A 20,842-nucleotide genomic window follows, 5' to 3' on the forward strand; every position below is an offset into this window, starting at 1 on the left:
CGGCGGGCTCGGTGTGACGGGCTCGATGCGACGGACTCGGTACGGGCTGAGTACGACTTCCCGGTACGCCGGAATACGGCGAACCGGGAATAAACGGAGAGCGCCTCCTGTTGATGCTGTTTCGTACAGTTTTCACGCGCGGGAGGATTGACCAGTGGACGACGCGAGCCGGGACACACAGGACGCGATTCCAGGTACGACGGACGCGGTCCGAGGCGCGGCGGCCGGCACGGCACCCGTACCGCTGTCCGTGCTGGACCTCGTCACCGTGGGCAGCGGCTCCACCGCCACCCGGGCCCTGGAGACGAGCGTCGCACTGGCGCGGCTCGCCGAGCGAAGGGGTTACCACCGGCACTGGGTCGCCGAGCACCACTCCATGCCGGGGGTCGCGTCGTCCTCACCGGCGGTGATCCTCGCGCATCTCGCCGCGCACACCGAGCGCATCCGCCTCGGCTCGGGCGGTGTGATGCTGCCCAACCACGCTCCGCTGGTGATCGCCGAGCAGTTCGGCACCCTGGAGGCGCTCGCTCCGGGCCGTGTCGACCTGGGCCTGGGCCGCGCTCCCGGTACCGACGGAGCGACGGCCGCCGCGCTGCGCCGTACGGACCGGCTGAACGAAGGCGCGGACGACTTCCCGCAACAGCTCGCGGAGCTGACCCGCTTCCTGGACGACGACTTCCCGGACGGCCATCCGTACGCGCGGATCCACGCCGTCCCCGGCCCGGTCCAGGGGCCCACCGGACGTCCGCCGGTGTGGCTGCTGGGCTCGTCCGGCTTCAGCGCGCGGCTGGCCGGAGTGCTCGGCCTGCCGTTCGCCTTCGCTCACCACTTCTCGGCGCAGAACACCATCCCGGCGCTGGACCTCTATCGCGAGTCGTTCCGGCCCTCGGCGGTCCTCGACGCACCGTACGCGCTGATCGGCGTCGCGGCCCTCGCCAGCGACGAGGAGCGCGAGGCCCGCCGCCAGGTGCTGAGCGGCGCGCTCTCGATGGTCCGTCTGCGCACCGGCCGCCCGGGACTCGTCCCCACGCCGGAAGAGGCCGAGGCGTACCAGTACAGCTCGATGGAGCAGGAGTTCGTGAACACCTGGCTCGCGAACATCGTCCATGGCACGCCGGACGCGGTCCGTGAGGGCCTCAACGACCTTCAGAAGCGCACCGGCGCCGACGAGTTGATGATCACGGCCAACGCCCATGGCGGCGAGGCGCGGCTGCGCAGCTACGAACTGATCGCGGACGCGTACGGCCTGCCGGCCGTCTGACGGCCGCCTGGCACCGGCACCTGATTGTCAGTGGTGGCTCGTAGCGTGAAGGCAGTTGGACGCGGTGCGAACGGATGCCGCGTCCTCCCTGGGGAGGGGTCTGCCATGCCGCGTGCCACGACATATCTGGAGCTGTCGCAGGACGGCGCCGGGGCGCACAAGTTCTACGAGGTGACCGTGGAGGGGACGGTCGTCTCGGTGCGTTACGGACGGATCGGCGCGAGCGGTCAGTCGGGCACCTCGACCTTCCCGACCGAGGCCAAGGCGCGGGCCGCCGCGGCGAAGAAGATCGGCGAGAAGGTCCGCAAGGGATACGCCCCGGCGATCCAGGGACAGCGCGCGGCGCGGGCGGTGACGCGTCGGCAGGCCACGTCGGTGCCGTCCACGGCCCGCGCCGTCGCACCGGTGCTGTGGCGGTTCCGCACGGGCTCCGCGGCCTTCGGGATCCATATCGACGAGGACCGCTGCTGGGTGGGCAACCAGGCGGGCGACGTCTACACGCTCAGCCACGGCGGTGACGTGCTGGCGCGCTACGCGCTGCCGGACGGCGTCAAGTGCCTGGTGGCGGACGACTTCTGGATATACGCGGGCTGTGACGACGGCAAGGTGTACGACCTGTCGTCGAAGCTGCCGTTCGCGGCGTACGACATCGCGGCGGACGTCGACATCTTCTGGCTGGACATCCGCGAGGGAGTGCTGAACGTGTCGGACCGCGACGGCGGCCTGACGGTCATCGACCACGAGGACGAATACCAGTGGGCACGCAGGTCCCAGGGTGGGCACGGCTGGATGGTGCGGGCCGACGACCGGGCGGTCTACCACGGGCACCAGCGCGGTGTGACGGCGTACGAGCCCGGCGGCGCGGGAGAGCTGTGGCACACGCCGACGGCGGGCGGCGTGCTGTTCGGCTGGCAGGAGGACGAGTCGGTGTACGCGGGTACCGGCCGCCATGTCGTACAACGCCTGTCCAAGGCCACGGGCTCGGTCGAGGCGACGTACCGCGCCGACACCGCCGTGTACTCGTGCGCGACCGCACCGGGCGGGCGCTTCGTCTTCGCGGGCGACAGCGCCTCGTCGGTCTACTGCTTCGCGGCGGACGGCACACGGCTGTGGAAGCTGGGCACGGGCAGCGGCTCGGCGCTGTCCATGCAGTATCTCGACGAGAAGCTGTACATGGTCACCACGGACGGCTCCCTGGTGTGTGTCGACGCGAGCGCCGCCGGTATCGCCGCCGCCCAGCAGGGCACGATCCCGGTCACGGTGGACGTCAAGTCGGCCGCCGCGCTGCCGACTTACACTCCGGCGGCGACGGTGCGGACGGTCTCGTCGGCGTCGGTACCGGCCGGCGGAGTGGTCGTGGAGTGTGTGCGGGACGGCGGCCGGCTACGGGTCCACGTGGTCTCGGACGGCTTCGAACCCTCATGGAATGTGCAGTTCCCGCGCGGCATGCGGGAGCCGGGCACCCGCTATGTCGTCGAAGCCCTGCATCCGGCCCAGGCCGGCTTCTACCGGGTCCGCGGCGAGATCAGGCGCCTGATCTGAGGAGTTGTATGTCAGGACCGTGGCGCGGTGGCGGCGATCATCTCCGCGATCCGCTCCGGCGCCACCGGGCGGGAGAACAGCCAGCCCTGTCCGGTGTCGCAGCCGATCCGCTGGAGCCGGGCCGCCTGACCCGAGGTCTCCACGCACTCCGCCGTGACCGTCAGTCCCAGCCGGTGCGCGAGCTGGACCAGGGCCTCGACGATCGTCTCGTCGGCCGGGCTCGGATGGACGCCGTCGTCGTACCGGAAGCCACGGACGAACGAGCCGTCCAGCTTGAGGACGGAGACCGGCAGCCTGCTGAGGTAGGCGAGGTTCGAATAGCCGGTCCCGAAGTCGTCGATGGCGATCCGCACGCCCATGTCGCTCAGTGCCTGGAGCGCCTGAAGAGGCCGGCCCGCCGATCCCATCACCGCGGACTCCGTCAGCTCCAGTTGCAGTAGCTGCGGGGCCAGCCCGGTCTCCGCGAGGATCTCGGCGACATCGGTGACCAGATCGGAGTCCCAGACCTGGCGTACGGCGACATTCACGCTGACGAAGAGCGGCCGCACACGAGGATGGTCCCGCTGCCACTGGCGCGCCTGGCGGCAGGCCGTGTGCAGCACCCACCGGCCGAGCTGCACGATCGAGCCGTCCTCCTCGGCGATCCCGATGAACCGATTGGGCGAGAGGGTGCCGAACTGCGGATGATTCCAGCGGACCAGCGCCTCCACGCCTCGTACGACGCCGTCGGCCATTCCCACCAGCGGCTGGTACTGGAGTACGAACTCGTCGTCCTCGATGGCCGGACGCAGCGCCGAGGTGAGCGCCTGGCGGGTCATCCGATGGGCGTTGCGCTCCGGGTCGAACAGGGTCCAGCGGGCCTTGCCGTCGGCCTTCGCCCAGTACAGCGTGGTGTCGGCGGCCTGCATCAGACCGGTCGGAGTGGTGCCTGCCACGGCTCGCTCCACGACGCCGATCGAGGCCGAGACCGAGAGTCGCTGTCCGGCCAGATCAAAGGGAAGCTGGAGCGTGGTGAGCACCGACCGCGCGAGATCGGCGAGTTGTTCCGTGCCGGTGGAGTCCTCGACAAGGATCGCGAACTCGTCACCGCCGAGCCGGGCCACCAGATGACCGCCGCTGCGCGTGTAGCCGTCGTGGTCGGCGCACTCGGTGAGCCGGGTGGCGACGGCGGCCAGCAGCCGGTCGCCGGTGCGATGGCCGAGGGTGTCGTTGACGGCCTTGAATCCGTCCAGATCCAGATAGCACAGGCCGATCCGGCCGGTGCCGCCGTGGCCGTACGACCGGCCGTCGTGGCCGCGGGCTCCGGTATCGCCGAGCGGCCCGCCCTCGGAGTACACCGCGCTCCCGCCGCCGTACGGCCTGCCCTTGCCGAACGGCCCGCCGCCGTTGTACGGCGAAGCGTCCAGCGCCGAGGTGAGCCGCTCGAAGAAGAGCGTGCGGTTGGGCAGCCGGGTCACCGGATCGTGCATCTGAAGATGGCGCAGCCGCGCCTGCAGCTCGCGCCGGTCGCTGATGTCCGCGATCGACAGCAGCACACTGCGGCTCTCAGGTACGGGCGAGACATTGACCTCGGCCCAGAGAGCGCGCCCGTCCGGGTGTTTGAGGCGGCGGGTGCAGCGCAGGCGTGCGCGCCGGCCTTCCAGCACCTCGCGGTAGGCGTGCCAGGTGCGGATGTCCGAGGCGAGGTCGACGAGATCGGCGGCGGTCTGTTCGAACAGCGTGCCGGGCTCGGTGCCGAGCAGCTCGGCCAGCGCGTCATTGGCGCTGATGACGGTGCCGTGGTGGTCGAGAACGGCCATGGCGAGATGGGCGGTCTGGAAGACGCCGCGGTAGTCGCGGTGCCCGGCGGCGGCCCGGGCGACGCTTTCGGCGGCGGCCCGGTCGGCGCTATGACGCTCCGTGACCGGTGGCCGTACGGTGCCTGACGCCGCGACGGCCGCGGGGCGCGGTCCTTCGGAGGTTCCGCTCACGGCTCGCTCCCGCGGTGCAGTCGTGTCGTACAGGGGTGGTCGCGACGGTTGGCCAGGGAAAGTGTGCCGATCATAGAGGCAGGCCGGGCGGCCGTTCCAGCTCCTGGGTGGGGAACGGGATCGCGGGAGGCCAGGAGATGTCGCCAGACGATCGTTTCTGCACGTGGGTGGCCCTGCACGACTGTGATGTGACCAGTTGTGACTTTCTGTAAGTCACCGGGGTGTCGGGCTTCTCACCCGTGTGGGGCAGTGGAACAGGGCGTACCACCTTAAAACAGCACAAGGTGGGTGAGGTGTCCCGCATTCCGCAGCCGGAGGTCTATGTGGAGCCTCAGCAGCCACCCGGGGGAGTGGAACGGCCTCGCCTGCGCAGCACAGCGGCCGCCTTCACCTCCCTCATGGCGCTCGCCGCCACGTCCCTGGTCGCAGGGCCCACCGTGGCCGCGGCCCCGGAGGGCCCGTGCGCCCTGCCTCGTACTCCCGCCCATCACTCCCTCGGCCTCGACACCTGGAACGCCTCCTATCCGCGTCCGGACCACGCACTCGACGCGGTCATGATCTTTCTGTCCTTCCCGGACTCCAGACCGCTGACCAGTCCGGCGGAGCTCGCGGCCGACCACTTCCCGGCCACCAGCGGCTTCTACGAGCGGGCGTCGTACGGCAAGTTCAGGCTGCGCGCGCACTCCGAGCCGCGGTGGCTCGAAATGCCGTACGCCTCCACCGCGTACGGGATAAGGCGTGACTGGGACCCCAAGCGGCGCAAGGCGTATATGCGGGACGCGCTGAGCGTCGCCGATCCGCTGGTGGACTTCTCCCAGTACGACGTCGTCTATCTGGTCGCCGACCCGGATGCGCCCGGCGTGGACTCGGACGCCACGAAGGTGGTGAATTTCGACCGGCCGCTGCGAGCGGACAAGACGGATATCAGCCGTGTCGTCACCGTCTTCGAGCGGCATCCGCCGGACCGGAATGTCCTGGCGCACGAGACCGGGCATGTCTTCGACCTTCCGGACCTCTATCACCGGCCCGTGGACGGCAAGGGAGACTGGGACACCTATGTCGGCGACTGGGATGTGATGGGCAGTCAGTTCGGACTGGCGCCCGACCTCTTCGGCTGGCACAAGTGGAAGCTGGGATGGCTGGACCGGCGGCAGGTGCGCTGTGTGGCGCCGTCCGGCACGAGTCTGCTCACGCTGGAGCCGATCGCCGCCGAGCAGGCCGTCGGCGGGAGCGCCGGGACAAGGCTCGCCGTGGTGCGGACCGGCAAGAACACCTCGCTGGCCATCGAGGCGCGCGGTGCGACCGGCAACGACGGCCACACGTGCACCGAAGGAGTGCTGATCTACCGGGTGCGGAGCGAGGCGGCGTCCGGCCGCGGCCCGGTCGAGGTGGTGGACACCCATCCGCGCAGCGAGGCCTGCTGGGAGCAGTCGGTGTATCCGCCGCTGGCGGACGCGCCGCTGGGGATCGGTGAGACCTTTACGGTGCCGGGCGAGCGGACGCGGGTGGAAGTGGCGGACCGCACACCGACGGGCGCCTGGACGGTCAAGATCACCACAGGTGCGTAGCCGACGGGACGCGGATACAGAAGGAAGGGCCTCTCGCTGTCGCGAGAGGCCCTTCCTTTGTCTGTGCGCCGCCAGGGACTCGAACCCCGGACCCGCTGATTAAGAGTCAGCTGCTCTAACCAACTGAGCTAGCGGCGCCTGCTGACGTCGTAGACCTTAGCACCCGCATCGTGGCGAGGAAAAATCGATATTCGGGTGAAGGAGGAGGCCGGGGCGGTGCGAGCGCCGGAGCCGGCCGAGTGTTGCCCGCGCGTTTCCTTCGTTGATCTTTCGCAAGATCTCTGTCCCGATGAGTGATCGCTGGCTACTGTCCAGGCGTTCCCACAGGTTTTCGACGCTAGGAAGACCCATTGAGACAGAGATATCCCGGCAGACACCGACTGCTGGCTATCGGAGCGGCTCTGGCGGTGCTGACGGCGACCCCGTCGGCCTTCGCGATCGGCCGCGACACCACCGCACATCCTGACAACGTTGCCAAACCGGACACCGCTGCCGGATCCGGCGCTCGGACCGTCACCCTGCTGACGGGTGACCGTGTGACGGTCACGCCGGGCGGCGGCGGCCCTGACACCGTCACCGTGGAGGGCCCGAACGGCCGCCGCGCCGACGCGCGCATCACCACACAGGGCGGTGACACCTATGTCTATCCGTCGGCCACGGACGCGTATGTGGCGGCCGGCCTGCTGGACACGAACCTCTTCAATGTCACCCGGCTGATCGCTGACGGCTATGACGACGCCCGCGCCGACGGCATACCGATGATCTTCAGCTATGGCTCGAAGTCCCGCCGGATGTCCGCGGCCGCCTCCCTGCCCGACGGCGCGAGCGAGGTCCGCGCGCTCACCAGCATCGACAGCACCGCGCTGGTCGCGGACCACAGCCGCGCCGAAGGATTCTGGTCGGCGCTGACCGCTCCGGCGGGCGGCGCGGCCTCCCGCGCGAAAGACTCCAGGCCCGCGCTCACCGGCGGGATAGCGAAGATCTGGCTGGACGGCAAGGTGCGGGCCGACCTCGCGGACAGCACCGCGCAGATCGGCGCGCCGGAGGTGTGGGCCCGAGGCAACACCGGCAAGGGCGTCGACGTGGCCGTACTCGACACCGGCTACGACACCGGACACCCGGACCTGGCCGCCGCCGTCACCTCGTCCGCCACCTTCGTGCCGGACGAGGACATCACCGACCATGTCGGCCACGGCACCCATGTGGCCTCCACCATCGCCGGCGACGGCGCCGCGTCCGGCGGCAAGGAGCGGGGCGTCGCTCCCGGCGTGAACCTGCATGTGGGCAAGGTCCTGGACAACGGCGGCAGCGGGCAGAACTCATGGATCATCAGCGGCATGGAATGGGCCGCCCGGGACGCCAGGGCCCGCGTCGTCAGCATGAGCCTCGGCTCCAGCGAGGCATCCGACGGCACCGACCCGCTGAGCCAGGCGGTCAACGAGCTCAGTGAGGAGACCGGCACGCTCTTCACCATCGCCGCGGGCAACTCCGGTCCCGGCAACTACACCGTCGCGTCACCCGGAGCCGCCACCGACGCCCTCACGGTCGGCGCGGTGGACTCCCAGGACGCCTCAGCCGACTTCTCCAGCCGTGGGCCACGGCTGCGTGACGACGCGATCAAGCCGGAGATCACCGCGCCCGGTGTGGACATCCTCGCGGCGCGCTCTCAGTACTACTCGTCCGGAAGCGGCTCGTATACGACGATGAGCGGCACCTCCATGGCGACTCCGCATGTCGCCGGTGTCGCCGCGCTGGTCGCCGCGCAGCATCCCGACTGGACGGGTGACCGGATCAAGGACGCCCTGGTCAGCACCGCCGCTCCGACTCCCGCGAACCCGGTCGAGGCCGGAGGCAACGGGCGGGTGGACGCCGCCGCGGCCACCACGGCGACGGTCTTCGCCGACGGAACCGCCGACTTCGGCATCCACTCACCGGACGCCGAGTCCGGTGCCGGGGCCGACCGGAATGTCGACAGGACCGTGGAGTGGCGCAATGACGGCCCCACCGCCGTCACCGTGGACCTCGCCGTCGACGCGCCCGGCGCGCCGAGCGGTGTGTTCACGCTCGCGGACCGGCAGCTCGTCGTCCCCGCCGGCGGTACGGCCGCCACCACCGTGACGGCGCACCTCGACCGGGCTCCCGACGGCAACCGCTACTCCGGCGGGATCACCGCCACGGCCGGCGGCACCTCGCTCACCAGGACCCTGCTGTCCGTCAGCACCCGCGAGGAGGACCACCATCTGCGGGCGCGCATCACCGACGACCGCGGTGTCCCGGTCAGTGTTCTGGTCATCTACCAGCGCCAGGGCGACGAGTACTCCATGTCCGCCTACAGCCAGGGCGGCGTCTTCGACGCCATCGTGCCGTCCGGCACCTACACCGTCTGGACCTGGGTGGTGGTCGAGGGCACTCATGGTGAGTCCTCGGCGGGCCTGGCACTGCTGAGCGCTCCCAGCGTCGAGGTCGTGACGAAGGACGCCGAGGTGGTGCTGGACGGCACCAAGGTCCGGCAGACCCGACTCGTGACACCCAGGAAGAGCACGGACAGCGACATCCGCGTCGACTTCAGCCGGTCCTTCGCCGATGGCTCGCCGGCGGCCACCGAGGCTCATACGGTCGGCGACGGTTTCGACAGCCTCTGGGCCCTGCCGACGGCGAAGCCCGCCTCGGGCGATCTGGTCTACACGGCCCGCTGGCGGATGCAGCAGCCGCTGCTCAGCCTCACCTCCGGCGGCCAGGACTTCGACGATCTCTGGATCCAGCCGGGATCCGCGCGTCAGCCCGACGGCGACCGCACCCTGGACGCGGTCTACGCGGGCGACGGCATGGCGGACGACTACGCCTCTGTGGACGCCAAGGGCAAGGTGTCCGTGATCCATTACGTACCGGTCGGTGAGGACGACGACGAGGACGCGCCGTCACCCAGCGACGCACAGGTCAAGGCGGCCGAGAAGGCCGGTGTCGCGCTGCTGGTGATGGTCAACGACCTCAACGGACGGCTCTACGAACCGCTCCGCCGGACTCCGATCACCGTCGTGGGCTTGACCCGGACCGAGGGCGAGAAGCTCATCGCGCGCATCGAGGCGAGCAGGACCGGGTCCGTCCCGGCGCGTCTGGTCACTCACGCGAAGTCGGAGTACCTCTACGACCTGGTGCATTCGTGGCAGGGCAAGATCCCGCAGGACCTCGCGTACGCGCCGAAGGAGAAGCAGCTCGCCCGGGTCGACGTCGGTTTCCGTAACGACCCGGCGCTGGAGGTCGACGAGTTCCGCTACGACATCCAGCCGTACCTCGGTGTGAAGATCGGCGGCCCTCGGCTCCTGCTCGCCGGCGGTCAGCGGACCGACTGGGTCACCGCGGACCGGAACGTCGCCTGGATGGAGGAGGCCAGTGCCGGCATCCAGTCGTTCCAGTTCTCCGACCTGGTCGGCTATCCGGCCGGGAAGACCACGGATGTCCAGTGGTTCGGTCCCGTGGAGCGGCCGCGTATCAACAGGAGCCAGCCGGTGCCGCAGCGTACGGGTGACTCCGTCATGGTCACCGTCCCGGGCTTCGGCGACAGCGGCCACGCCGGCACTGTCGGTCCCGGCACCACCTCCCAGGAGACGGAGCTGTATCGCGGCGACACCCTGGTCGCCGGGACACCGGGCTATGTGCTGGCCGCCGACGTCCCGGCGGGCAAGGGCGACTACCGCCTGGTGACCACCACCGAGCGCACCGAGGGATATCCCTATTCGACCGCCACCCGGACCGAATGGGGCTTCACCTCGGCGACTCCCAGGGAAGGCGTGACACAGCAGCTTCCGCTGGTGCAGATCGACTACGGCGTCACGACCGGACAGGACGGCACCGCCGACCGCGAGGCGGCGTTCCTGGTCACTCCCTCGCACATCCCGGGAGTGTCGAACGCGGCGGTGCGCACCGACAAGGTGGAGCTGTCGTACGACGACGGCAAGACCTGGCGGAAGGCGACGCTGAGCAGCTCCGCCAAGGGCGCTCTCACGCACCTGGACGCTCCGGCGCGGGCGGAGTTCGTGTCCGTACGGGTCCACGCCTCCGACGCCCGGGGCAACACCGTGACGCAGACCATCACGCGCGCTTTCGGTCTGGGCTGACGGCACACTCTCAGGGCGCGTCCTGAGAGTCACCGTCCTGAGAGTCACCGGTCAGGAGCACGACTGGGGCAGCCGGTCCGCGTGGCCGGCTGCCCTGGGCAGTGGTACGGCTCCGGCTCCGGCCCGGGTGGCCCGCGCCGTCGCGCGGGCCACCCGCACACAGGCCCAGAGCAGGACCTCGGGCCCCGGCAGCCACGGATGGCGGGTGTCGGGCGCGACCAGCCAGCGCGGCGCCGAAGACGCGCCGGGGACGAGCGGCGGTACGGTCACCGCGTCACCGGCGCCGTGGCAGAACAGCGGCGGTACGGCCGCGGCCCGTCCGCCGGATCCCGGCCCGCCCCACTCCTCCCAGGACAGCAGGGACGGCAGCCGCTGGGCGGTGCCGGGCGCGGCGAAGAGCAGGACCCGGCCGCGACAGGCGGCGACCGGACCCGATCCCGGCCCTTCCGACCACAGGCGGTTCAGCATGAGGCGGCCGAAGATCGCCGGAGCGTTCACGACGTCGAAGACGGAGCCGCAGGGGAGTACGGCGGGGGCGGTCGGGCGGGTGTGCCAGCGGGAGAGCGTCGAGCGAGGAAACGGTCCTGCGGAGGCGAGCCAGTCCGCGCCGGCCGAGGTGACCTGCGCGGTCTGATGACGGGCCTCGTCGCGGAGGAGGCCGAGGATGTCGGAGCGGCGCTCTTCGTCGGTCATGCCGGAACTCAGGGGGGATTCATTTCTTGGCCATGCGCTCATGACGGTCAGGTCTACCGGGAGTAACGGGCCCGTTCCCGAGAGTTCGCGGAAATCGGGACAGGGCCGTACGAAGAGCGGTACGGTGCGCCTCGGCATATGCCACACGGCTGGTGCCGGGTACGCCGGTGAGCGGCCGCGCCGCCACCGGCGGCGGCGTGCCGGACCGGGCCGTCGGCGTTACTGCCCGGCCAGGCCGTCGCCGCGCAGCAGATCCCGGCCGAACTCGACCATCTTCTCGGCGTAGTCCTCGGTCCACTCCGCACGCTGTGCGATGTCCGCGGTCGTGAGCCGGTCGAAGCGGCGCGGATCGGCGAGCTGGGCGGCGGCGATCGCCTGGAACTCGACGGCCCGGTCGGTCGCGGCCCGGAAGGCGAGCGTCAGCTCGGTGGCCCTGGCCAGCAGCTCCGCGGGGTCGACGAGGGACTCCAGGTCGAAGAAGTGCTCGGGGTCGGCGACCGCCTCCGAGGGCTCGAAGAGCAGTGGCGCTGGTCGCAGCCGCCGCTCGCTCCGCTCGGGATCCGCCATTACGTTCCTCCTGCTCGTGCGTGTACGGGCCGTTGGGCCACCGTCCATTCTCCCGCCCGCCGCAAGTGGGCCTTCGAGCGGCCCGCGGCACTCCGCGCGCGCGGGTCCCACGCCGGCCCGCCGGCCGGCTCCGGAGGAGGTGACGCGGAGCCGGCCGGCGCGTCTTCGCTCCGGTGTTCCGGCCCAGCCGCACAGCGGTTCGTCATCCACCAGCACAGCGGTTCGCGATTTCGTCATTGCCTATTCTGTGAGACGCGACCACGACACGGACTTCACCGACGAGTCGGCTCAACAGCGGCAAGCAACTTCCACAAGATTCCATCCGCGCCCTGAACAGCTTCAGCGCAAGAACGGTATTCCGCTTCGGTCAGCAAGGTGGTGTGCGCTGCCGGGTTTCGGTATTGACGGGTCAGCGTCCGGACCCTCGGTGCGAAACCGTCTGCGGCGAACAGCCAATCGGACCGAGGCCATCGCAGGATGAGAGATCGCAATATGGAAGCGAGTGGACTGTTTGCGGATCGCGGTGATCTGGCCACCGCTTCCACGAAATGAGCGAAAGCTCCAAGCTCAATAGGATTTCCCCCCTTGCAGAACCGGGCCATGCGACTGAAATCTCTGTCTGCGAGATCGATCGCGAGATCCCGGCCCGAAGCGGCGTCACGCAATGGCTCACCGATCAATCGACCGGTCTCCAATTCGACGGCCTTGCACAGGCCAATGATGGCAGCCGACCAGTCAAGTTCGGTGGCCATCTTCAGTGCGAATCCGTCAGCGACAGCTTCTGCGGTCGCCAGCATCGTCAGCGCGGAAGATGACAGTAGAGCGAACCGGGAGTCGCGAGCGATGAGAGCGGAACGCGCTTGCTCAACCTCAGCTTCCCTGGCCAGCCCCTGAAGAAGTCTCATGAGCTCGGCATGACGTTCGGAGTCGCCGAGATCGCCGGCCTTGATTTCCCAGATGGAGAGCAGTCGACCGTAGCAAGCGTTACACAGCAGGAGATCCCATTTATCATGGATCGCCACCGCAAGCTTTGATGTTTTGTCTTTTCCGCATCTGCGGCAAGTGAATGTTGTCGCTGCTGCGAGACGATACTGATGCAGAGGGCCTCGCTGAGGATATTTCTTGATCACCTCGAATCGGAATGGCACTCTTCCGTCATGGTCGTTTCCCATGGGCCCTCCCCGCGCATCCATGATCAGGCGCAACTGTAGCCTTCGCGCCGATCGCCTGTTGGCTCTACTGGGCCACGCGGGCGGCGAACAGCGAATAGGGCGGATCTCGGATCAACTTGTCCGGACAGGCGGCTCCGGTGGACCTCTTCCGCGATCACCAGCAGGTCGGGCTTCACGGACGCCAGCTCACGCGGTGTTCCGAGAGCTGGGCCAGCACCGAGTGGTTCGCCTCCCAGCCGTCCGGGAACTTCACCGTGACTCCGAGCTGGACCGGTTCCGTCGACGGATGCTCGTCGAGCAGCTCCGCCACGCCCGCGCGGCACACCACGACACAGGCGTGCCGGTGCCGGGAGGTGAGCACACACAGCCGGCCCGTCTCCAGATGGAACGCCGTCGCGTCGGGCCGGCCCGAGAGCGGGTGGAGCACCACCGTGACATCGAACTCGCGGCCCTGCAGGCGGTTCGCGGTGTCCACGGCGACTCCGCTCACGCCCAGCTCCGCGAGGGCCGCGCGGACCGCCGCCGCCTGGTCGCGGTGGGCCGTGCCGACCGCGATCCGGTCGGCCGTCAGCGGCACCGGCTCCGGAGACCGCTCGCTGACGGCCACACCACCGCGGTCCAGCGCTCTGCGGACGACCAGCGCCACGGCCCGTACCGCCTCGGGATCCGTCCTGGGCGTACGGCGGGCGGGCAGCTCCAGCAGGCCCCAGCCCGACTCGGCGGCCTCGTCCAGCACCCGGTCCGGTCCCGATCCGCCGGACGCGACGCCGAACGTGAGCCGGCGGTCGCCGGGACCGGTACCGCTGCGGAACCGGGTGTACGGATAGAACGCGTCCGACACCAGCGGCGCCGCCGACGCGGGCAGCCGCCAGGAGACCGGCAGCCGGTGCTGGGGCAGCTCGGGGTTGTGCGCGAGGAGCGTGGAGACCGCGCTCGCGGACGGGTCGTACGACAGGCCCGCCCACTGGTCCGCGCCCACCACGCTGAACGGGTCGAGCTGGCCGGGATCGCCGACGAACAGCGCGCGTTCGAAGAGGCCGGCGACGGCGAGCAGCGCGTCCGAGCGCATCTGGTACGCCTCGTCGACAATGGCGTGCCGCCAGGGCTCCACACCCCGCACATGCGCCCATTTCGCGGCCGTGGAGATGACGACGTCGAGGCCCGCCAGATCGGCGGCCTTCGCCGACTTCCGGACGTTCGGCAGCTTGTCCAGCGCCTTGTCGTACGGATCGGGGTCATTGCTGTGCAGCCGGCCGACCGGCAGCCCGGGATCCTTCTCGGCGAGCCGCGCGACCAGGTCGTCCACCTGGGCGTTGGTCTGCGCGACGACCATCAACGGCCGTCCGGCGGCGGCCAGTTCCCGCGCGGCCCGTACGACGAGCGTCGATTTGCCGGCGCCGGGCGGTGAGTCGACGACAACGCCCCGGTGGGCACCGTGGAGTGTGTCGCGCAGGATCGCGTCGGTGGCGCGAGCGGCCTCGGCGCCAGGATCGAAGGCACCGGCACCGAAGGCACCGGCACCGAAGGCACCGGCATCGAAGGCACCGGCATCGAAGGCACCGGCATCGAAGGCACCAGGGCCGAAGGCACCAGGGCCGGAGGCACCGGCGCCGGAGGCACCGGGACGCGACGGAGCGGCTCCGGACGCGGTCTGTTCGGAAGCGGCGGACGCGGTCATCGGGCGGCTCCGGGAGAGGACGGTGGTGCCGGACGGGTGCGGCTCACAGGAAGTCCTCCTCGGTCACCGGGTCAGGACCGCTCGCCGGGCCCGTGGCAGGCTCCGCGACAACGGCCTGATCCTCCGCGCCCGGAGGGCCGCCATGGGTCCAGGGTGTCTCTTCCGGATCCGGCAAGGCGGGACCACCTCGCTGGTCGTGCTCGAAGAGGGTCCAGGCGATACGGTCGCCCTTCTCCGGTACGGAACCGGGCGCCGGCTCCTTGCTCCGGCCCATGCGGTCGGTCAGCCGCAGCAGCAGGGCCTCCTCGGCGCCGTCGGCGCCCGGGATGTGCCGCACGAACTCGGCCGACTGCGGCCTGCCGTCCAGCGAGCGGTACACCTTCGTGCGCTCGTCGAGATGCGGACGGTCGTCGGTGCGCACGGTGACCAGCGGGCGCGGGCTCGGCCGTTTGCTCTCGCTGTAGGCCATCACCACCTCCGTGACCTCGCCGAGGAACGCCTCGCCGGACAGCCTGCGGCCCGCGAGCACCAGCGGGTCGTCGAGGGCCTCCTGCGCCTCCAGTTGTCCCTGTGCCGTCTCGCGCGAGGCGAGCTTCTGCGCGGCGGTCACCGCGTCGTCCCGCCGGGGCTGCGGCGGCTCACCGGCGCGGACACGGTCCCGATGGCCGGTGAACGACCAGCGGTCGCGCGTCCAGCGGTCCGCCACCCTGGCTCCCTCCGGCAACTCCCGCAGCAGATCGAGGCCGCGCCACACCGCGTCCCAGGTGGGCCGCAGCACATCGGCGAGCAGCGCCCGGATCTCCTGCTCGGCGGCGGTCAGCCGGGCCAGCCGCTCCTCCGCCTCCGGCCCGTCCTCGGCCGCGGCGAGCGCCTGACGCGCCCGGTCGTACCGTTCGATCGCGGGAGCGAGCAGCCTGTTGTCGAACGCCGGATCCGTCGCCGGACCGGCCGGCGGGCACACCAACTGGCCGCCACGGTCCCGCTCCAGCTCCGCCCGGAGCGCGGCCTCGGCGCCCGAGGAGCCGTCCCGCGGATCGATCCAGGCGAGCAGCGCGCCGAGATGCTGGTCCTCCAGGCTGGACTGACCGGTCGCCCAGTGGCGGTTCAGTACATCGGTCGTCGCGAGCAGCAGCGAGGAGCCGGGCACCCGCGCCCGCTCGCCGAAGTGCGTCAGCCAGCGGCCGAGCAGCGGGACGCGCGGCGGCGCGGGATAGGGCGCGTCCGGGTCCTCCTCGGCGGTCCGCCGGAACCGCATCGACCGTCCCAGCAGCCGTACGAAATCGATACCGGGCCGGCTCGGCACGATCAACTGCGGCGCGTCCACGCAGAGTTCGACCTCGACCTTGACCCGCTTACCGGTCTCCGGGTCGGTCTCGCTCCGTTCGGCGGGCTCGATGACATCGGCGTACGCGTCCAGATACGGCAGCACGGCCTCCGCCAGCTCACCGAGGAACGCGAACCGGAGATCGCGGTCGCGCGGCTGCGCGACGGTCAGCAGCCGAGGCGCGTCCCGGTCCGTCCCCACAAGCGCGCCGAGCGGAGCGCCCGCCTCGCCCGAGGTGGTGAGCGGCACCAGCACAAGCGGCCGGTCGGAGATCCGGCGGTGCCGGACGGTGGCCAGCGGCTGGGCCCGGCCGCTCGCCATGGCCTCCAGCCGGGCGAGCGTATTGATCAGCGACATCAGTGCTCGCCCTCCGCGCCGTCCCTGCCCGGCCTGCCGTCCGGCGCCGGAACTCCGGCCGGTGGCACCGCCGTCCCGCCGCCGGAGGCCACGGCCCGGACACTCCGGACATCCGGCGGGCCCGCGCCCCGCCAGTGCCTCCGCGCGCAGCTCCGCCGCCCTCCGCAGGGCCGCGACCGTCGGGTCCGCCGGATCTCCGGCCTCGCCGTGAGCCGCCGCCAGGACGGCGTCGACCGTGGTCAGCGCGCCCAGTTCGCCGCGTACGCTCCGGCCGAGCGCCTCCACAGCGCCCGCGGCGCGCGTCCGGGACCGGCAGTGGAAGGCCAGCTCGCAGGCGGCCAGGCACTCGGGAGCGTAGGCAGCCGAGACCGATTCGACCGCCGCCGTCAGCTCCTCGCCCGAGCACCGCTCCATGTCGAAGGTCGTGCCCTCGGGCAGGGCCGCCGCGATGTCCTCGATCCGTGTCAGCCGGGTGAGCTGACGGCGCGTCACCGAGAGCTGTTTGCGTACGTCGACGACGGACGCGGCCGGCAGATTGGAGAAGTCCTTCGGACAGACCAGCAGCACGCGGTCGCTCACCGCCGCGCCCGGCGTGCGGGCCGCGACCCGCTCCAGCGCCAGTACGTACACAGCCGCCTGCCGCGCCGCCGCGCCCACCTTCGCCGCGTCGGCGGAGCCGTCGATCATCGGGAAGGACTTGATCTCCACGACCGTCCACCGGCCGTCGGGCCGCACCACCACCGCGTCCGGCTCCAGATAGGCCGGCGAGCCCGCCACCTCCAGGACGAACAGCGGATGGTCCAGCAGCGCCCAGGCTCCCGCCTCCGTCGCCTCGCGCAGCGCCAGCGCCGTACGCGCGGTGCGGCCCTCCGGACCGGCCGCCGACAGATCGGGGACGAGGACCTCACCGGCGACGGGCGCCGGAGCCTGTCCGCCGAGCCGGTCGTACAGCAGCCGCAGCAGTTCCGTACCGCCGTCGGCCTTCACTCTGGCCTCGAAGGCGTTTCCCCGCATGAAGGCGAACTGCGACTGGCCGAACGGAGCGGGAGAGCCGAGCGCCGTCGCGAGCGCCGCCTTGTCGACACCGGCGCCGTCGAGCAGAGCGCGCCGCCGGCAGCCCGGGTTGGCCGCGAGCGCGGCCAGCGCGCGGGCGTCGAGCGGGTGCGGCACGACGGCCGGCCCGCGCAGCTCAGCGAGCCGTCGCCGGAGTGTCGTCGGCGGAGGAGGTGCTGGTACGGGTCCGCTGCCCAGGGAATCGCTCACCCGCGGAAGTCTCGCACCCGCTGCTGACAATCGGGGACGGCCGGGGCGCCGGTGAGGTGCGGGACGGCACCGCGAGGCCGGCCGCCGCCTGCCGTATCCGGTCGGCGGCGCGCAGCGCGGGCCTGGTCATCAGCGCGCCGGCGGCCATCACGGCGGCGCCCGCGACCGCGTCCAGGAAGTAGTGGTTCGCCGTGCCCATCACCACCACGGTGATCACCAGCGGATAGGCCAGGCCCAGCCATCTCACCAGCGGCGTACGCGCGTGCCGCCACAGCATCACGCCGCACCACAGCGCCCAGCCGACATGCAGGCTCGGCATCGCCGCGTACTGGTTGGTCATCCCGCCCAGTCCGCGCGGCGCGCTCGCCTCCGCGCCCCACCAGCCGTACGAGCTGTACTGGGCCATCGTGTCGACGAAGCCGTGACCCGCCTCCAGCAGCCGCGGCGGGCAGGTGGGCAGCAGCGTGAAGCCGATCAGGCCCAGCAGAGTGGCGAGCATCAGCCAGGTGCGGGCGGCGCGGTAGCCGGCGGGACGTCGGCGGAAGACCCAGACGAGGACGGCCGGAGTGACCACGTAGTGGAGCGAGGCATAGGCGAAGTCGGCGGGTATGCCGAGGGCCGGAGTGCTGGTGAAGAGCCGGTTGAGCGGGTGTTCGGCGTTGAGGAAGAGCGCCTTCTCTATTCGCAGGATCGCCAGCCCGTGGTCGACGGCCGCCGGTACATCGCCGCGCGCCAGCAGCCGGCCGCCCGAATACGCGGCGTACACCATGACGATGAGCGTCAGCTCCGCCCACCACTGAGGCCGGTGGCGCGACCTGTCTGTCGCGCTGGAGCTGTGCGGCATTCGGGCAGTCTCCATCCTGTGTTCACGCGGCTTTCGGCCCGGAGTCAACCGTACGGTGTACGTGGTTGAGCCCTCGGGCGGGTGTACCCCCGAAATCGCCTTTGACAACATGCACCTCCCGCCTCACAGAGGGACGCCGATATCCCCCTGCGGGTTGCCCTGCGTTCAGGTACGCGATGATGGAACGGCACCCGTTGTGAACCTCAGGGAGAGCCCTCATGGCACCGCGCATCCTGCTCGCCCGGCACGGCCAGACGGCCTGGTCGCTGTCCGGCCGGCACACCGGCAGGACGGACATTCCGCTGCTCGACGAGGGCCGCCGCGGCGCGAAGCTGCTCGGCGAACGGCTGCACCGGGAGCCCTGGTCGGGGCTGGCCGGCGCCGAGATCCGCACCAGTCCGCTGGTCCGCGCGAGCGAGACCTGCGAGCTCGCCGGCTTCGGTGACCGGGCCGAGGAGTGGGACGCGCTGATGGAGTTCGACTACGGCGCGTACGAGGGCATGACCCCGGCGGAGATCAAGGCCGGCCGTCCCGACTGGTTCATATGGCGCGACGGTGTGCCGGACGGCGAGATCCTGGCCGAGGTCTCCGCGCGCGCGGACGAGGTCATCGCCTGGGCGCGCTCGGCCGACCGCGACGTACTGCTCTTCGCGCACGGCCACATCCTGCGCGCGATCGGCGCGCGCTGGCTGGGCGAGGACATCTCCTTCGCGGCCCGCGTCCGGCTCGATCCGACCTCGGTGTCGGTGCTGAGCTGGGCGTACGGCATGCCGGCGATCGAGGTCTGGAACGACACGGGACATCTCGTGTCCTGACGTCCCGTGTGCCGTGGCGGTGCGGAGCCGTCCCGCTCGGGCGGCTCAGGTCCGGGGATCCGTCGAGGTGTGGCGGTCCAGGAACGCTCCCACCTCCGGCAGCCGCCGCTGCGGCAGCAGGACCCGGGCCGCCGCCGCGAGCCGCGCGTGGATACGCGAGGACTGGACCTGGTCCAGCAGGTCGAGCACCTGCTGGCCCGCCGCCGCGGCCTCGTCGGGCCGGCCCGCGTGGGCCAGGTCGGTGGCCAGCTCCGCCCGGTAGAGAGCGAGATTGCGGGCGAAGTGCGGATCCTGGAGAACCGTCGCCCGGTACGCGTGACGGGCCGCCCGGGACCAGTCGCCCAGCGCCGCGTGGCACAGCGCCTCCTGCGCCTCCAGCTCCGGCTCGCCGAAGAAGGACATCCACTCGGGATCCGCCTCCGAGGCGCCCTGCTCGAAGAGGCTGTGCGCCTGGGACAGGGCCTGCTCGCAGCCCGTACGGTCGCCGAGCCCGGCCCAGCCGGCCGCCTCCCGCAGAGCGAGCAGCGACAGCAGCCGGGCCGAGAAGAGCTGCCTGGCCGCGCGCCGGCCGGCCTGCGCGGCGCGCACCGCCTCCCGGTAGCGGCCGGAATCCCGCGCCAGGAACGACGTATTGCAGAAGGCGTGGGCCTCCAGCGCCGGATCGCCCGCGACCCGCGCGGTCGCCAGTGCCTCCGCGTAGTGCGACCGCGCGTCGTCGAAACGGCCGGAGTCGTGCGCGAGCCAGCCCACCGAGATCGACAGCTCGCCCGCGCCGGAGTGCAGCCGCTCGGCGGTCGACCTGCGGGTGGGCGTGCCCGTGTCGAGCAGCGCGTACGCGGCGCGCAGCGGCTGAGCTGCTCCGCGGTAGAGCCCGTCGGCGCCGTGCCGGTCGTCGAGCAGCCGGATCCGCCGCACCGCCTCTTCGACGGCGCGCACTTCGGCCTCGCCGACCCGTCGCGGCGCGGGCACGGCCGCGGCGGGCGTACCGCCGAGACCGAGGGAGACGGTCGCCACCATGGTGGGCCCGCCGGTCATGAACGCGCGACGCTGCACGTCGCTCTCCTCGCTGGTGTCGCTGTGGTTCTTGACGGAAGCCGGTGGGGAGGCCGGGGTCGGGGCTGCTGGGGACGGGGCCGGGAAGGCGGCAGGTGTGCCGGGCGTGGGCCGCGCCGCCCGGCCGCGTACGTCTTCGCGCGCCGAGAAGCCCAGGTCCACCAAGGTCCGGCCGGGGAACATATGAAGGAAGACCCGTTCATACGCGTAGTTGGGACAGCGGATCTCGCCCGCCTCCACCCGTCCGATGTAACGTGCGTCGCAGGCGACCTGTTCACCGATCTCCCGCGCGGCCCTGCGTACGGCGGCGGCGAACTCCCCCGGCGAGCGCTGTGCGCGCAGCCGACGGAAGGCGAGGTTGGGAACCGTCCGAGACGACGCCATGACCGAGCCCTCTCTTGGTGCGGCCGGTGTTACCGCCGGTCGTCCGGCGGTGCCCGACTCCGGTGGATCCGGCGGAGCAAGAACGTACCGGTTGTGATGGGGTGCACACGCTCGGTTTGGCTACATAACGGATATCTCACCCACGATCTGCCATGAACTGCCATCCTTTGCGGCGGCGTGCCGCCGTAGCTGTTGACGCCTTTCCGCGTTGAACCATGCGCAGACGCTCAATGTGT

The 20,842-nt window shown here is 71.0% G+C and carries 13 protein-coding genes and 1 tRNA gene; 5 read left to right on the forward strand and 9 right to left on the reverse strand.

Features of this window, described 5'->3' with window-relative positions:
• Positions 1 to 154 precede the first annotated feature (154 nt).
• Positions 155 to 1,261 carry an LLM class flavin-dependent oxidoreductase gene (locus PV679_RS00815; RefSeq protein WP_416069626.1) on the forward strand — a complete coding sequence of 369 codons (1,107 nt, stop codon included), beginning with the start codon at positions 155 to 157 and terminating at the stop codon, positions 1,259 to 1,261.
• Positions 1,262 to 1,366: 105 nt separating this feature from the next.
• Positions 1,367 to 2,803: a WGR domain-containing protein gene (locus PV679_RS00820; RefSeq protein ID WP_319678203.1), complete on the forward strand. Its 1,437-nt coding sequence runs from the start codon at positions 1,367 to 1,369 to the stop codon at positions 2,801 to 2,803.
• A gap of 11 nt (positions 2,804 to 2,814) precedes the next feature.
• On the opposite strand, the gene PV679_RS00825 is transcribed toward PV679_RS00820, so the two are convergent.
• Positions 2,815 to 4,773 (reverse strand): putative bifunctional diguanylate cyclase/phosphodiesterase, encoded by a 1,959-nt coding sequence (locus PV679_RS00825; RefSeq protein ID WP_319678204.1) that lies wholly within the window; start codon positions 4,771 to 4,773, stop codon positions 2,815 to 2,817.
• Positions 4,774 to 5,066: 293 nt separating this feature from the next.
• On the opposite strand from PV679_RS00825, the gene PV679_RS00830 reads away from it, so the two are divergent.
• Positions 5,067 to 6,341, forward strand: coding sequence for a M6 family metalloprotease domain-containing protein (locus tag PV679_RS00830; RefSeq protein ID WP_416069627.1), 1,275 nt, complete (start codon positions 5,067 to 5,069; stop codon positions 6,339 to 6,341).
• A 64-nt stretch (positions 6,342 to 6,405) separates the two neighbouring features.
• Here PV679_RS00830 and PV679_RS00835 read toward each other — a convergent pair.
• Positions 6,406 to 6,479: transfer RNA gene (locus PV679_RS00835), tRNA-Lys, on the reverse strand.
• 212 nt (positions 6,480 to 6,691) lie between these two features.
• On the opposite strand from PV679_RS00835, the gene PV679_RS00840 reads away from it, so the two are divergent.
• Positions 6,692 to 10,456: a S8 family serine peptidase gene (locus PV679_RS00840; RefSeq protein ID WP_319678205.1), complete on the forward strand. Its 3,765-nt coding sequence runs from the start codon at positions 6,692 to 6,694 to the stop codon at positions 10,454 to 10,456.
• 51 nt (positions 10,457 to 10,507) lie between these two features.
• Here PV679_RS00840 and PV679_RS00845 read toward each other — a convergent pair whose 3' ends face one another.
• The 6 genes from PV679_RS00845 to PV679_RS00870 form a co-directional block, all read right to left on the reverse strand.
• Positions 10,508 to 11,191, reverse strand: a complete 684-nt coding sequence (locus PV679_RS00845) for a hypothetical protein (protein WP_319678206.1) — start codon at positions 11,189 to 11,191, stop codon at positions 10,508 to 10,510.
• 177 nt (positions 11,192 to 11,368) lie between these two features.
• Positions 11,369 to 11,716 carry a hypothetical protein gene (locus PV679_RS00850; RefSeq protein WP_319678207.1) on the reverse strand — a complete coding sequence of 116 codons (348 nt, stop codon included), beginning with the start codon at positions 11,714 to 11,716 and terminating at the stop codon, positions 11,369 to 11,371.
• Between the two features lie 272 nt (positions 11,717 to 11,988).
• Complete coding sequence (locus PV679_RS00855) at positions 11,989 to 12,888, reverse strand: hypothetical protein (RefSeq protein WP_319678208.1); 900 nt, start codon at positions 12,886 to 12,888, stop codon at positions 11,989 to 11,991.
• A gap of 172 nt (positions 12,889 to 13,060) precedes the next feature.
• Positions 13,061 to 14,566 carry an AAA domain-containing protein gene (locus PV679_RS00860; RefSeq protein WP_319678209.1) on the reverse strand — a complete coding sequence of 502 codons (1,506 nt, stop codon included), beginning with the start codon at positions 14,564 to 14,566 and terminating at the stop codon, positions 13,061 to 13,063.
• A gap of 43 nt (positions 14,567 to 14,609) precedes the next feature.
• Complete coding sequence (locus PV679_RS00865) at positions 14,610 to 16,247, reverse strand: hypothetical protein (RefSeq protein WP_319678503.1); 1,638 nt, start codon at positions 16,245 to 16,247, stop codon at positions 14,610 to 14,612.
• Between the two features lie 1,189 nt (positions 16,248 to 17,436).
• Positions 17,437 to 18,354 carry a phosphatase PAP2 family protein gene (locus PV679_RS00870; RefSeq protein WP_319678210.1) on the reverse strand — a complete coding sequence of 306 codons (918 nt, stop codon included), beginning with the start codon at positions 18,352 to 18,354 and terminating at the stop codon, positions 17,437 to 17,439.
• Positions 18,355 to 18,572: 218 nt separating this feature from the next.
• Here PV679_RS00870 and PV679_RS00875 point away from each other — a divergent pair, with 218 nt between their 5' ends.
• A complete protein-coding gene (locus PV679_RS00875) occupies positions 18,573 to 19,169 on the forward strand; it encodes a histidine phosphatase family protein (protein WP_319678211.1) in 597 nt (198 codons plus the stop codon).
• A 45-nt stretch (positions 19,170 to 19,214) separates the two neighbouring features.
• On the opposite strand, the gene PV679_RS00880 is transcribed toward PV679_RS00875, so the two are convergent.
• Positions 19,215 to 20,606: a tetratricopeptide repeat protein gene (locus tag PV679_RS00880; RefSeq protein WP_319678212.1), complete on the reverse strand. Its 1,392-nt coding sequence runs from the start codon at positions 20,604 to 20,606 to the stop codon at positions 19,215 to 19,217.
• Positions 20,607 to 20,842: the final 236 nt, after the last annotated feature.

The sequence above is a fragment of the Streptomyces sp. AK02-01A genome (genome assembly GCF_033795305.1).
GTDB lineage: Bacteria > Actinomycetota > Actinomycetes > Streptomycetales > Streptomycetaceae > Streptomyces.